At 64.0% G+C, this 13,222-nt stretch carries 10 protein-coding genes; 8 read left to right on the plus strand and 2 right to left on the minus strand.

Translation table 11 applies throughout. From position 1 onward, the window contains the following. Positions 1 to 101: 101 nt before the first annotated feature. A complete protein-coding gene (locus tag BUE39_RS04880; RefSeq protein WP_235004806.1) occupies positions 102 to 3,032 on the minus strand; it encodes a YadA family autotransporter adhesin in 2,931 nt (976 codons plus the stop codon). Between BUE39_RS04880 and BUE39_RS35345 the strand changes: the two genes are divergently transcribed. From BUE39_RS35345 to BUE39_RS04900, 5 genes are all read left to right on the plus strand, one after another. Then, positions 3,016 to 3,204 carry a hypothetical protein gene (locus BUE39_RS35345; protein WP_227470678.1) on the plus strand — a complete coding sequence of 63 codons (189 nt, stop codon included), beginning with the start codon at positions 3,016 to 3,018 and terminating at the stop codon, positions 3,202 to 3,204. The genes BUE39_RS04880 and BUE39_RS35345 overlap by 17 nt on opposite strands. Positions 3,205 to 3,719: 515 nt before the next feature. Continuing rightward, complete coding sequence (locus BUE39_RS04885; protein WP_073427527.1) at positions 3,720 to 4,739, plus strand: YVTN family beta-propeller repeat protein; 1,020 nt, start codon at positions 3,720 to 3,722, stop codon at positions 4,737 to 4,739. A gap of 33 nt (positions 4,740 to 4,772) precedes the next feature. Then, complete coding sequence (locus BUE39_RS04890; RefSeq protein ID WP_073427528.1) at positions 4,773 to 5,771, plus strand: sterol desaturase family protein; 999 nt, start codon at positions 4,773 to 4,775, stop codon at positions 5,769 to 5,771. 214 nt (positions 5,772 to 5,985) lie between these two features. Beyond that, complete coding sequence (locus BUE39_RS04895) at positions 5,986 to 6,819, plus strand: EI24 domain-containing protein (protein ID WP_073427529.1); 834 nt, start codon at positions 5,986 to 5,988, stop codon at positions 6,817 to 6,819. A 30-nt stretch (positions 6,820 to 6,849) separates the two neighbouring features. After that, complete coding sequence (locus BUE39_RS04900) at positions 6,850 to 7,680, plus strand: competence/damage-inducible protein A (protein ID WP_073427530.1); 831 nt, start codon at positions 6,850 to 6,852, stop codon at positions 7,678 to 7,680. Positions 7,681 to 7,899: 219 nt separating this feature from the next. Here the strand turns inward: BUE39_RS04900 and BUE39_RS04905 are convergent, their stop codons facing one another. Next, positions 7,900 to 8,364 (minus strand): rhodanese-like domain-containing protein, encoded by a 465-nt coding sequence (locus BUE39_RS04905; RefSeq protein ID WP_073427531.1) that lies wholly within the window; start codon positions 8,362 to 8,364, stop codon positions 7,900 to 7,902. A 438-nt stretch (positions 8,365 to 8,802) separates the two neighbouring features. Here BUE39_RS04905 and glnA point away from each other — a divergent pair, with 438 nt between their 5' ends. The 3 genes from glnA to ntrC all read left to right on the plus strand — a co-directional run bounded on the left by glnA (position 8,803) and on the right by ntrC (position 13,160). Next, positions 8,803 to 10,218, plus strand: coding sequence for a type I glutamate--ammonia ligase (gene glnA / locus BUE39_RS04910; protein WP_073427532.1), 1,416 nt, complete (start codon positions 8,803 to 8,805; stop codon positions 10,216 to 10,218). Positions 10,219 to 10,468: 250 nt separating this feature from the next. Then, a complete protein-coding gene (gene glnL, locus BUE39_RS04915; RefSeq protein ID WP_073427533.1) occupies positions 10,469 to 11,611 on the plus strand; it encodes a nitrogen regulation protein NR(II) in 1,143 nt (380 codons plus the stop codon). Positions 11,612 to 11,645: 34 nt separating this feature from the next. Further along, a complete protein-coding gene (gene ntrC, locus BUE39_RS04920) occupies positions 11,646 to 13,160 on the plus strand; it encodes a nitrogen regulation protein NR(I) (protein WP_073427534.1) in 1,515 nt (504 codons plus the stop codon). Positions 13,161 to 13,222: the final 62 nt, after the last annotated feature.

The following is a 13,222-nucleotide window of genomic DNA, read 5'->3' on the forward strand; positions in this document are numbered from 1 at the left end:
TCGCGCGAAGGGCGCGAGGCTTGTTGTTGCGCGCCTGGGACGACAACGCTTAAACCGTCGCGATGACCGGCTCGATGCGAGCCGGCCCCGCGAATTCAGGCTTACCAGTGCATGCCGGCGCCGATCGCCGCGCCGAACTGGCCGCGCGAGTCGGTCGTGCCTTGCACCTTGTAGACCCACTTGCCCGTTTCCGACAGTTGCGAGACGCCGAGGGCCAACGCCGACTGGCCGGCATACGTGCCGCCCGCCATCGCGACCATGCCGCGACCCGGCAAGACCGCCTGCGGCAAGCCGGCCATCGCCATGGCGGACGCCGTGCCGCCGTACGAATCACGGCGGGCGGAGCGGATCTGGTCGTCGGTATAGCGGTTCGCCTGGCTGAGCGCGCCGCCGACGCTCTGCTGCAACTGATTGACGTTGACCGCGTCGGTGCCTTGCACGCCGGCCGCGACGTTGGCGATCTGACGCTCCTGCCCGGCCGCGCCGACCGATACCGTATTTGCCCGGTCCGCGACCGAACCCTGGCCTAACGCGACTGAGTTCTCGGCGCTGGCGTTGGCGCCCGCGCCGACGGCAGTGGCGTTGGTGGCGCTGGCGTTGGCGGCCGCGCCCAAGGCGGTGGCGTTGGTCGCGCTCGCGACGGCGTTTGCGCCGATCGCGACCGCGTTCGCGGCGGTGGCCTGCGCGCTCGCGCCCGACGCCAGTGAATGCGCGCCCGACGACACGGCGCCTTCGGCATCGCGATCGCCTTCCGCGCTGAAGAACGGATTGGCCGCGTTGACCACGACGTTGTTGACGATGTCGCTGACAGCGCCGCTGATGGCCGTATTCAACTGGCTGACGTTGACCGCGTCGGTGGCGTCCACGCCGTTCGCGACGTTGTGGATGACGGTGCCGCCGGCCGACGCATCGCCGAGCGTGATGCTGCTGTTGTCGACGCTGCCGTCCTCGTTCGTGTCGTACATGACGGCGCCGTCGAGCTTCGCCGTGGTGGCGGCGCCCTGGTCGCTGACCGCTTTCAACTGGGCGACGTTGACCGCGTCGGTGTCGGCCGTGCCGGCCGCGACGTTGGCGATCTGGCGTTCGTTGCCGGCGGAACCGACGGAGACGGTGTTGGCGCGGTCGGCGACGGAGCCCTGGCCCAGTGCGACGGCGTTGACGGCGTTGGCGCTAGCCTGATTGCCGAATGCGGCGGCATTCTCTGCCGTAGCGCTCGCCTGGTAGCCGAACGCGGCTGTGTTGGTTGCCGCAGCGCTCGCCTGATAGCCGAATGCCGTCGAGCCTTCCTCCTGAGCCGTAGCGAGGCCGCCGACCGCCGTGCTGAAATCGCCGCTTGCCGCTGCGCCCGTGCCCGCGGCCACGCTGGCTTGACCCGACGCCAGCGCGCCGCTGCCCATGGCGACCGCCTGCTCGCCGCTAGCGGAGGCGTCGTCGGTGCCGTCATTGGCGCCATTCGCCTTGAAATAGCGCGACGCGTTCTCGCTCGCCGCCTGCAACTGGCTGACGTTGACCGCATCGGTGGCATCCACGCCTGCCGCGACGTTGCGGATGACGGTGCCGCCGCTTGACGGATCGCCGAGCGTGATGCTTTTCCTGTTGATGCTGGTTCCGTCGGTGTCGTACATGACGGCGCCCTCGAGCTTCGCGGCGGTGGCGGCGCCTTCGTCGCTGACCGCTTTCAACTGGCTGACGTTGACCGCGTCGGTGTCGGCCGTGCCTGCCGCGACGTTGGCGATCTGGCGTTCGTTGCCGGCGCTGCCCACGGAGACCGTATTGACCCGGTCGGCGATGGAGCCCTGGCCGATGGCAACCGAATTGTCGGCGCTGGCGCTCGCCATGTAGCCCAGTGCGACGCCGCCGGCGCCGGTAACGCTCGAATACGCGCCGAGCGCGGTCGCGCCGTTGCTGTCGGCGAAGGACGACGCGCCGATCGACGTGGAGCCCGCGGTATTGGCGACGGCGCTTGCGCCGAGCGCGGTCGAACCCACGCCGCCAGCAGTGGCGCTCATGCCGACTGCGACCGCGTTCTCAGCCGTCGCAGCCGCGCTGACGCCTGCCGCGACCGCATTCGTGCCGTTCGCGACGGCGTCGTCAGAACCGGTGGCCGTGCCGTCTGCCTTGAAATAGTGCAGCGTGCCATTTTGCGCGACGGCCTCGACTTTGCCGTCGACCGCCTTCAACTGGCTGACGTTGACGGCATCGGTCCCCGCCGTGCCCGCCGCGACGTTCGTTAAGCGGCGCTCGTTCGCCGCCGAACCGATGGACACCTCGGCGATCGCCTTGGGGGCCTCGATGTCCGTCGCGCCGTTGCCGGTCGGTTGGTAACCGGGCAGAGCGGGGTCCGCCGTCGTGGTGGACCTGGCGCCCAATGCGACACTATCGATGGAGGTGGCCGTGGCCATGTAGCCGATCGCGACGGCTGAGTTCGCGATGGCCGCGGCCGCGGCGCCAAAAGCGCTCGCATAGCCGCCACGCGCTAGCGCGCCCGCACCCAATGCCATTGAGCCCGCACTGCCGACGTCCACGCTGGCCTCATACCCGATCGCGACGGCAAAGTTGGATGCGGCGTTCGCCGATCTGCCGCCGGCGAACGCGGCGGAGCCCGTGGTATGCGCTCCAAAGCCGAGTGCCGTGGACATATCGCCCATTGCCTCCGACGTGGCGCCCACGGCGACGGAACCCTTGCCCGTCGCTCTGGCGTGCGTACCCGTTGCGATTGAATTTTCTTGCACGGTAAGTGCCTGGAAGCCAGTCGCAATCGAGCCGCTGCCCCCGGCGATAGCCTCCGCGCCTATTGCAATCGTGGCGTCGTCGAGCGCTTGCGCAGTGAGACCTGCCGCCAGTGAGCGGGTGCCGTCTGCGCTCGCCCCGATACCTGCCGCCAGCGCGCCGGTTTTGGTCGCGCTCGCGTCCGTATCGGTGGCCGGATCGTTCGGGCTGGCCGTGAAGTAGATCGTCGCATGCGCCGCCGATGCCGCGCCCGCCAACGCTGCCGCGACCAGCACCGCTTGCGCGATGCGCTTCCTGCGCATGGCCGCGGTTCGCTTTTCGCCCGATATCGCAGGTTCCGGCGCCGCCAGCCGCGTGTGGGGTGCTTCACAGCAAACCAATGGGTTCTTCCTGTTCATCTTTTACGAGTCTCCGGGTATTGCTTGCGTGGACGGCGCATGGGCGCGTGTTAATGGAGAAGACTTCATCGCCTGAATAAATCGTGCAAAAAATAACCCGCGGACCTTGGCTTTCATGAGTCAGCGTCTTCGGCGTTTTTTGCGTGCACGAAACACCCGCGTCACGCTCATTCGTCCACAGGGATTGGCTGTGTGGGCGATGTAGCGGCGGGATTGTCCAATCTGGCGCTGCGCAAGCGATGTCAGGTAAATCTGAAATTGGCCCGGAAAAATCGCTTTATATTGATGCCTCTTAACTTGAAAAATCTAAAATAGAGGAAATAAGGAATTGAAGAAATTATTCTTATAAATGGATTATTTTATTTGGATATTTCTTGAGTTGTATGAGCAAATCAAGACTCGACGTTTCAGCCGCGGATCCATTTTCCGCGCGTCGCAAGGAGCACGAACCCGCTGCGCCAGGCCGTTCGAGGCGCGATCATCGGAGTCAATCGCGCCCCTGTTTTTTCGCGCGCTGGATACCCGATCCACGTCAACCGCTGGCCGCGGCAAACGTTCTACAATGACAGCCGTTCTCCGAAGTGAGTTTTCATGCGCAAATTTTTCCTTCCCGGCTTGACTGCCACGTTCGCCGCGGGCGCGGCGCTGGTTGCCGCCGCAGGCCTGTTTTCCCCGGCGGCTCACGCCAACAACGTGATCGTGCTCAATTCCGGCGAAGCCACGCTGAGCCTCATCGACGAGACCAGCCGCCAGGTCGTCGGCACGGTGCCCACCGGCAAGGAACCGCATCACCTGATGGTCACGCCGGACAGTTCATCGCTGATCGTCGCCAATTCGGTATCGAACAATCTGATGTTCGTCGATCCGAAGTCGGGCCAGGTGCAGCGCTGGGTCGAAAACATCGAGGATCCTTATCAGATCGGTTTTTCGCCCGACCGCAAATGGCTCGTCACCACCGGGCTGCGTCTGGACAGGCTCGACATCTATCACTACGACAACCAGAACAAACAGATGACGCTGGCGTCGCGCCTGCCGCTCGCGGTCATGCCGAGCCACATGGCGTTCACCAACGACAGCAAGACCGTGTTCGTCACGCTGCAGGTCTCGGGCGAACTGGCCGCGATCGATCTGGCCACGCAAACCGTCAAATGGAAGATGAAGGTCGGCAAGGTGCCGGCCGGGCTATGGATGACGCCGGGCGAGAAGTACCTGCTGATCGGCATGACCGGCGCGGATTACGTCGCGGTGGTGGACTGGCGCAACCAGAAGATCGTCAAGACCATCCAGACGGGCAAGGGCGCGCACAACTTCCGGTCGCTGGCCGACGGCAAGCACGTCGCGGTGTCGAACCGGGTTGCGAGCACGATCAGCATTCTCGACGAGGACACGCTCACGAACGTCGGCGACATTGGCGGTTTGCTGCCTGGACCGGACGACATGGAGCTTTCCGCCGACAAACGCTATCTGTGGGTGACGTTCCGCTTCGCGAAGCACGTCGGCGTGATCGACCTGACCACGCGCAAGCTGGTCCAGACGATTGCCGTCGGCCGTTCGCCGCACGGCATCTATTTCTTCAATCGCGCGCCGGTCACGGCGCCGAACGGCGCCTGAACAGCCGCTAGAATGAAGTAACCGGCCAGCACCATGTTCCATCTCATCTTCTCTTCGCTCGACAGCTTCGTCTCCGCCGCGCAGACGCTGCTGTACGTCGACGTGGTGCAGCCGCTGCTGTTCCGCTTCGATCTGATGGATTACGACGAAGACACTTACGACAGCCTGTACTGGCTGATCGTGGGCGTGTTCGAGGTGCTGGCCATGTACGCGGTGCTGCGGCCGCTCGAGGCGCTGCGGCCGGTGGAGCAGTGGCAAAACCGCAAGGCGGTGCGCGTCGACGTGATCTATACGTGGATCGCCAAGCTCGGCATTCTCAACCTGTTCTTTTTCTTCGCGCTGCAGCCGCTTTTCGACAACGTGCAGGCCTGGTTGCGGCTGCACAACATCGCGAATATCGAATTCGACAATCTGTGGCCCGGCGTCACCACGCAGCCGCTCGTCACGTTCGTCATGTACCTGCTCGCGCTCGACTTCGCGGGTTACTGGTATCACCGCTGGCAGCACCGGGTCGGCGTGTGGTGGGAACTGCACGCGGTGCATCACAGCCAGCAGCAGATGTCGCTGTGGGCCGACGACCGCAATCATCTGCTCGACGATCTGCTGCAGGCGTCGTTCTTTGCGATGATCGCGCTGGTGATCGGCGTGCCGCCGTCGCAATTCGTCGTGCTGGTCGCCATCACGAATCTCGCGCAGAGCGTGCAGCACGCGAATATCCGCCTGTATTTCGGCTGGCTCGGCGAGCGCCTGCTGGTGAGTCCGACTTTCCATCGCCGTCACCATGCGATGGGTTATGGCCATGAAGGGCTGAAATACGGTTGCAACTTCGGGGTGCTGTTCCCCTGGTGGGACATGCTGTTTCGCAGCGCCTCGTGGAGCCGCGACATGGAGCCGACCGGCATCGCCGATCAACTCGACGGCCGCCGCTATGGCGACGGATTCTGGGCGCAGCACTGGCTCGCGTTCGTGCGAATCGCCAGGCGTCTTTCGTCGAAACGCGGCACCGAAGGCGGTGACGCCGCCGCCGTTTGAGCCCCACGCGATTCGAGCCCGATTCGAGCCCGATCTTCGCCCGATTCCCGCCTGATTACTCCTGCGTCACTCCTTCATCACCCGCCGCCGGTTTCCCCGGCGGCGCATCACGTGGTTTATCCTGTCCACGTTTGCGCGCGCTGCAACGCTGTTCTGACCGGCTCGTCGCGCGCTTCCTTTTATCCCATCGTTTCGTTTACCGGCACTGGCACGCATGAATGATCTGTTGCGCTCGTTCGGACGCGCGCTTACAAGCGCGCTCCACCCGCGCATGCTCTGGCTGACCTTCATGCCGTTTTTCGCGGCCACGGTCGGCTGGGGCGTGATCCTGTGGTTTTCCTGGCAGACGCTGATCGGCGCGACCCGCACCTGGCTCGCGAGCTGGTCGTTCACGGCCACGCTCTATCAACTGTTCGACTGGCTCGGCTTTGCGTCGCTGCATGCGGCGATCGCGCCGTTCATCGTGATCGCGATGGCGATTCCGCTGATCGTCGTCACCGTGCTGCTGCTGATCGCCACGCTGTCGATGCCGGCGGTCATCCGTTTCCTGTCGACGCGGCAATTCACCGGCCTCGAAATGCGCCGCGGCGGAACGTGGTACGGTAGCCTCGGCCATGCGTTGTGGACCACCCTGGTCTGTCTGGTGCTGCTGATCGTCACGTTGCCGCTCTGGCTGGTGCCGCCGTTCTTCGCGCTGATTCCGCCGCTGCTGTGGGGCTGGCTGACCTATCGCGTGATGACTTACGACGCGCTTGCGCTGCACGCCACGCGCGACGAGCGTCGCGCACTGGTGCGGCGCTTCCGCCTGCCGCTGCTGCTGATCGGCATCGCCAGCGGTCTGATGGGCTCGCTGCCCACGCTGCTGTGGGTGTCGTCGGTATGGCTGATCGTGCTGTTCCCGGTAATCACCGCGGTGACGATCTGGATCTACGCGTTCATCCTCGTGTTCTCGGCGTTGTGGTTCGGCTACTACTGTCTGCGCGCGCTGCAACGCATGCGCGCGGAAGAGCACGGCGGCGCGCGGCAGACGGCGCCGGTTCCTTATTGATGAATTACTGACTAAGCGAAAGAGGCGGCAATGGCATTTGGCGTCATCATCATCGGCGATGAAATCCTGTCGGGCAGGCGCGTCGACAAGCATCTGCCGAAGGTCATCGAATTGCTGGGCGCGCGCGGACTGTCGCTCGGCTGGGCGGAATATATCGGCGACGATCCCGAGCGCATCACGGCGACGCTGCGGCGCACGTTCGCGTCGGGCGACGTCGTGTTCTCCACGGGCGGCATCGGCGCCACCCCGGACGATCACACTCGCCAGTGCGCGGCGGCCGCGCTCGGCGTGCCGCTTCAATTGCATCCGGAAGCGGCGCGGCTGATCCAGGAGCGCATCCGCGATATGTATCCGGCGACCGCGGCAACGCCGCTCGATCTGGAAACGCCGGAAAACCTGCATCGCCTGAACATGGGCACCTATCCGCAGGGCGCTTCGATCATTCCGAACGGCTACAACAAGATTCCGGGTTTTTCGATCGGCCAGCATCACTTCGTGCCGGGTTTCCCGGTGATGGCGTGGCCGATGATCGAGTGGGTGCTGGATACGCAGTACGCGCATTTGCATCACGCCATGCCGCACGCGGAAAAATCACTGCTGGTGTTCGAGTTGCCGGAATCGCGTGTGACGCCGTTGATGGAGAAGATCGAACGGGATTTTCCGGGCGTGCGGGTGTTCAGCCTGCCGAGCGTGGGCGACGCCGAACGCGGCGGCGTGTATGCGCGGCATCACATCGATCTGGGTGTGAAGGGCGAGCCGGAAGCCGTCGCGGCGGCGTTCGTCAAACTGCGCGAAGGGGTGCATCTGCTGGGCGGCGACATCGTCGAATTGGACGCGGCCGCGGCCAAACCGCGCGATTGATTCGCGGGCTACGCGAGCGAGTTTTTTTCGGCGCTCGTGAGGCCGTGCGGGCACTCTCTCGCCGGCTGTGCTTCATTGTGTAGTCGCCGCATCATCGGCCTGTCACACTCAGCGCCGACGATGCGTTTCAGGCAGGCGTGCGCGCATGCCAATGGCAACCGGCAACCGGCAACGGTCGGCCAACGGGTCAGCCAACCGCGCCAACCGCGCCGTCCGCGATCATGCGCCGATCCACGGCAAGCCGCGAAAACACCAGCCCGACACCGTCTTCCGATGCCCCTGGCCGTCCTTGTCGCCTTCGAAGCCTTCGAGCAGGTCGTACGCCTGGGTGAAGCCGGCCTGGGCCGCGGCGATCGCGGCGAGCTTCGAGCGCGCGGCGCTGCGGCACAGGAAGAGCACCGGCGTATCCGGCGAGGCGACCTGTTTCAACTGATCGAGGAATTCCTGGTTCGGCACCGCGCCCGGATAGCGCGTCCATTCCACGTGCGCGTATTGCCCGTCGCCGACAACCGGCCGACCGACCCAATCGAGTTCGGCGCGCGTGCGCACATCGACGAGACGCGCGCGCGGATCGAGTTGCAGCAGTTCGAACGCCTCGGCCGGCGAGATCGCGCCCGCGTAGGGCAACTGGTTTTCGCCGCGACGCTTTTCCGCCTGGGCGTATAGCTGTTCAAGCGTGCTCATGAGCGTGTCTCTCTCTTGGACCAAATAACCATTCTAGCGCGCAGCGCGAAGCGGAGAGGATCGGCGGGCGCCAGAAACCTTGGGAGTCGCCGCGCAAGTGTAATGTTCTCTAATGGTGCAAAATCTAGAAAATGCACCAAAATAGGTATAACGGCAGGGTCGCAGTTAGGTCATGCACGTTTTCGGTGCCATGCCCGAATCGCCGATTTCGGGGCTGCATGCCATTCGGTGCGCGCATTCCCCGCAAACGCGCGCGCACAATGGGTCTGCGCCGGCTTGGCGCATGCATGGCACAGAAGCTGCTTCATTGCTTCCGATCGACTTGTCCCACAGGCTCGAATGTCCGCCTCGACGAAACCAGGGGTGGACGCGCCGGGACGGGTCAGCTAGATTGGGCGGCGGCTGAACCCGCCGAATTCGTTAATCAGGAGATAGGTTATGAGTAAATCCGTGGCCGACGTCGTGCAACTCGTCAAAGACGAAGACGTCAAGTTTGTCGACTTTCGTTTCACCGACACGCGCGGCAAGGAGCAACACGTTTCGGTGCCGGTGTCGGCATTCGATGAAGACAAGTTCGAAAGCGGCCATGCGTTTGACGGTTCGTCGATTGCCGGTTGGAAGGGCATCGAAGCATCGGATATGTTGCTGGTCCCGGACGCGAACACGGCCTTCATCGACCCGTTCTATGAAGAATCCACCCTCGTGCTGACCTGCGACGTCGTCGAACCGGCGGACGGCAAGGGCTACGAGCGCGACCCGCGCTCGCTCGCCAAGCGCGCTGAAGCCTATCTGAAGAGCACGGGCCTGGGCGACACGGCATTCTTCGGTCCGGAACCGGAATTCTTCATTTTCGACTCGGTCCAGTGGAACACGGATCAGTCGGGCTGCTTCATCAAGATCGGTTCGGAAGAAGCACCGTGGTCGTCGGCGAAGGAATTCGAAGGCGGCAACACCGGCCACCGTCCGGGCACGAAGGGCGGCTATTTCCCGGTCGCTCCGGTCGACACGTTCCAGGACATCCGTTCGGAAATGTGCCTGCTGCTCGAACAGATCGGCATTCCGGTCGAAGTGCATCACCACGAAGTCGCGGGCCAGGGCCAGAATGAAATCGGCACCAAGTTCTCGACGCTGGTGCAACGCGCCGACTGGCTGCAGCAGATGAAGTACATCATCCACAACGTCGCGCACACGTACGGCAAGACGGCTACGTTCATGCCGAAGCCGGTGGTCGGCGATAACGGTTCGGGCATGCACGTTCACCAGTCGATCTGGAAGGACGGCACGAACCTGTTCGCGGGCAACGGTTACGCGGGTCTGTCGGAATTCGCGCTGTTCTACATCGGCGGCATCATCAAGCATGCTCGCGCGCTGAACGCGATCACGAACCCGTCGACGAACTCGTACAAGCGCCTCGTGCCGCACTTCGAGGCGCCGGTGAAGCTGGCTTACTCGGCTCGCAACCGTTCGGCGTCGATCCGCATTCCGCACGTGTCGAATCCGAAGGGCCGCCGTATCGAAACGCGCTTCCCGGATCCGATGGCGAATCCGTACCTGTGCTTCTCCGCGCTGATGATGGCGGGTCTGGACGGCGTGCAGAACAAGATTCATCCGGGCGAAGCTGCCGACAAGAACCTGTACGACCTGCCGCCGGAAGAGGATGCAAAGATCCCGACCGTGTGTGCCGGCCTCGACCAGGCGCTGGACGCACTCGACGCGGACCGCGAATTCCTGACGCGCGGCGGCGTGTTCACGGATTCGATGCTCGACGCGTACATCGAACTGAAGACGGGCGAGCTGCAACGCTATCGTCAGTCGGTGCACCCGATCGAATTCGAAATGTACTACTCGCTGTAAGCGGCAATGGCGCTTCGCCCTTCAAACGGCGAAGCGCTTTGCCCGACGCTCGCGATCGGTCACGAAGGGACGGCGGCGCCGTCCCTTTTTCGTTGGATCGAGCGCAACGTTTGCGATCCGCGTAGGCGACGTTCGCGACATGCGCGTAGGCGACATGCGCGTAGGCGACATGCGCGAGCCGCGGGCACCGGGCGACACAAAACGCGCTACACCTGATTTATCACCATCTCCTATCGGCCGGACTGCAAAGATGGTTCTCAAGAATCTGATCAAGGCAAGGAAAGGGCAGGAGCAAACGCTGTCGGACGACGCTCTCCTCGTGAGTTCCGGTTTGCTGCCCGGCTTCGAGGCGTTGCCGACAGTCGTGCTGGTGCTCGAAAAGCGCACGCTGCGCGTCGTGTTCGCGAACCCGTCGGCCGAATCGATGCTGGAGCTTTCGCGCCGGCAACTCACGCAGATGGCGTGGCCGGACATCTTCTCGAATGCGGACGAACTGCTCGCGACCATCTCCGCGATCGCCGCCCACCGTTTTCACGCGACGCATCTCGACGCCGTGCTCGAGCGTCCCGGTCACGAGCCGCTGCACGTGCATGCGATCGTCGGCTTTCTGGAAACGGCGCAGGACTACGTGCTGCTCGAACTGTTCGAGAACGAGCGGCATCTGCGCACCGACCGCGAGGAGCGCATCAACGACCTCACGGCGGTCAACAAGCAACTGATCCGCAATCTCGCGCACGAGATCAAGAATCCGCTCGGCGGGATTCGCGGCGCGGCGCAACTGCTCGAGTTCGAACTCGGCGAGCGTCAGCGCGACGAGTTGCGCGAGTACACGCAGGTCATCATCAAGGAATCGGACCGCTTGCAGACGCTGGTCGACCGCCTGCTCGAACCGCACCGTCATCCGCATATCGTCGGCGACGTGAATATTCACGAGGTGTGCGAGCGCGTGCGCCAGGTGATTCTCGCGGAGTTTCCGCGCGGCCTCACGATCGAACGCGATTACGACGTGAGCGTGCCCGATTTGCGCGGCGACAAGGAACAACTGATTCAGGCGCTGCTGAACATCGTGCGCAATGCGGCCGAGGCGCTGCGTGAGCGCATCTCGCAAGGCGACGCGCGCATCGAATTGCGCACCCGCATTGCGCGCAAGATCACGGTGTCGAAACGTTTATGTAAGCTGGCACTGGACTTGCATATCATCGACAACGGCCCAGGCATTCCCGAGGAGATCCGTGACCGCATCTTTTATCCGCTCGTGTCGGGGCGCGAGGACGGCAGCGGTCTCGGTCTGACGCTCGCGCAGACCTTCGTGCAACAACACGACGGACTGATCGAAGTGGAAAGCCGCCCGGGCCACACCGAGTTTCAGATTGTGCTGCCGCTCGACTGCTAAACCAAACGCATCTCAAGAATTCTGACCGACCCATATGAAGCCGATCTGGATAGTAGACGACGATCAATCGATTCGCTGGGTGCTCGAAAAAGCGCTCGCCCGCGAAAACTTCGCGACACGCAGCTTCGCGAACGTGCGTGAGGCGTCGGCCGCGCTCGATCACGACAGCCCGCAAGTGCTGGTGTCCGACATCAGGATGCCAGGCGGCTCCGGCCTCGAATTGCTGCAAACCGTGCGTGACAAGGTGCCGGGCTTGCCCGTCATCATCATGACGGCGTTCTCGGATCTGGATAGCGCGGTCGCCGCATTTCAGGGCGGCGCGTTCGAGTACCTCGCCAAACCGTTCGACGTCGACAAGGCCGTCGAACTGATCCGCCGCGCCGTCGACGAAAGCATGCGCGGCGAACAGACGTGGGACGACCGCGTCGCCGATGCACCGGAAATGCTCGGCCAGGCGCCGGCGATGCAGGATATGTTCCGCGCGATCGGCCGCTTGTCGCATTCCGCCGCCACCGTGCTCATTACCGGCGAATCAGGCACCGGGAAGGAACTGGTCGCGCGTGCGTTGCACCGACATAGCCCACGCTCGAACGGTCCCTTCATTGCCTTGAACACCGCCGCGATTCCGAAGGACTTGCTGGAATCCGAACTGTTCGGCCATGAGCGCGGCGCGTTCACCGGCGCGCAGGCCATGCGCCAGGGGCGCTTCGAGCAGGCCGAGAACGGCACGCTGTTTCTCGATGAAATCGGCGACATGCCGTTCGATCTGCAAACGCGCCTGTTGCGCGTACTGTCGGACGGGCAGTTCTATCGCGTCGGCGGCCACAATCCGTTGCGGGCCAACGTGCGCGTGATCGCGGCGACGCACCAGAATCTCGAATCGCGCGTGCGCCAGGGCCTGTTCCGCGAGGACTTGTATCACCGGCTCAATGTGATCCGCTTGCGTTTGCCTGCGCTGCGCGAGCGCAGCGAGGACATTCCGCTGCTCACGCGTCACTTCCTGCAAAAGAGTGCGCGCGATCTGGGCGTCGAGCCCAAGCGCGTGTCCGAAGACGCGCTGGCGTATCTCGCGTCGCTGCCGTTTCCGGGCAACGTGCGTCAGTTGGAGAACCTCGCCAACTGGCTGACGGTGATGGCGCCCGCGCAGACCATCGAGATCAAGGACTTGCCGCCCGACCTCGGTCCCGCGCAAGCCGGCGTGAGCGATCTCGCGGGCGGCGGCGGAGTGCTCGGTAATGGCGAAGCCGGCCTCGCGGCGACGGCGCCGATCAACGGCGCGAGCGCTTCGGCGCAACCGGCCGCGGCCGGCGGCTTGCCGGTCGCGACGCCTGTGAGCGCCTGGGAAGGCGGTCTGCGTACCGAAGTCGCGCGCCTGTTGCGCGAGAACTCGGCCGACGTCATGGACGAACTCGCGCGCCGTTTCGAAGCGGCGGTGATTCGCGAGGCGCTGGATTTCACGCGTGGCCGCAAGGTGGAAGCGGCCGAGCGTCTGGGCATCGGCCGCAATACGATTACGCGCAAGATTCAGGAGCTCAATCTCGAGCCTTGAGGTTCGTGCTGAGGTTCGTGCTTGAAGTTGGCGTGATGTGACGCGGAGCGGTTCGGGTATCG

Origin of the sequence: Paraburkholderia terricola (assembly GCF_900142195.1) — a bacterium.
Lineage (GTDB): Bacteria > Pseudomonadota > Gammaproteobacteria > Burkholderiales > Burkholderiaceae > Paraburkholderia > Paraburkholderia terricola.

Coding starts and splice junctions, on each gene's coding strand:
- BUE39_RS35345 (WP_227470678.1), top strand. CDS start 3,016: ATGCGCTTCCTGCGCATGGCCGCGGTTCGCTTTTCGCCCGATATCGCA.
- BUE39_RS04880 (WP_235004806.1), bottom strand. CDS start 3,032: ATGCGCAGGAAGCGCATCGCGCAAGCGGTGCTGGTCGCGGCAGCGTTG.
- BUE39_RS04885 (WP_073427527.1), top strand. CDS start 3,720: ATGCGCAAATTTTTCCTTCCCGGCTTGACTGCCACGTTCGCCGCGGGC.
- BUE39_RS04890 (WP_073427528.1), top strand. CDS start 4,773: ATGTTCCATCTCATCTTCTCTTCGCTCGACAGCTTCGTCTCCGCCGCG.
- BUE39_RS04895 (WP_073427529.1), top strand. CDS start 5,986: ATGAATGATCTGTTGCGCTCGTTCGGACGCGCGCTTACAAGCGCGCTC.
- BUE39_RS04900 (WP_073427530.1), top strand. CDS start 6,850: ATGGCATTTGGCGTCATCATCATCGGCGATGAAATCCTGTCGGGCAGG.
- BUE39_RS04905 (WP_073427531.1), bottom strand. CDS start 8,364: ATGAGCACGCTTGAACAGCTATACGCCCAGGCGGAAAAGCGTCGCGGC.
- glnA (WP_073427532.1), top strand. CDS start 8,803: ATGAGTAAATCCGTGGCCGACGTCGTGCAACTCGTCAAAGACGAAGAC.
- glnL (WP_073427533.1), top strand. CDS start 10,469: ATGGTTCTCAAGAATCTGATCAAGGCAAGGAAAGGGCAGGAGCAAACG.
- ntrC (WP_073427534.1), top strand. CDS start 11,646: ATGAAGCCGATCTGGATAGTAGACGACGATCAATCGATTCGCTGGGTG.